At 39.4% G+C, this 249-nt stretch carries 1 pseudogene; it reads right to left on the bottom strand.

Annotated features, from left to right (window positions below):
* A pseudogene (locus KI686_RS16745) lies at positions 1-249 on the bottom strand (gliding motility-associated C-terminal domain-containing protein); the annotation flags it as partial.

Genomic DNA, 249 nt, shown 5'->3' with positions numbered 1-249 from the left:
CCATCATTATCGGCATCTAAATCTAAATAATCTAAAACACCATCACCATCGGTATCGCCGTTTAGATATGCATCTGGGGTTCCATCTCCATTACCATCTGTTCCTGTTAAAATTAATGCATCAGCTGTATTTGCTCCTGCTGTATCAACACCTGTATCTAATACATTTCCTACATCTCCATCTACTACATCATTAAATCCATCGCCATCGGTATCTGCATAATTGTCTGCTCTACCATCTCCATTTGCA

Origin of the sequence: Polaribacter sargassicola (assembly GCF_021991835.1) — a bacterium.
Lineage (GTDB): Bacteria > Bacteroidota > Bacteroidia > Flavobacteriales > Flavobacteriaceae > Polaribacter > Polaribacter sargassicola.
The sequence above is the reverse complement of the archived record's forward strand: the minus strand, read 5'-3'. Positions and strand labels throughout refer to the sequence as shown.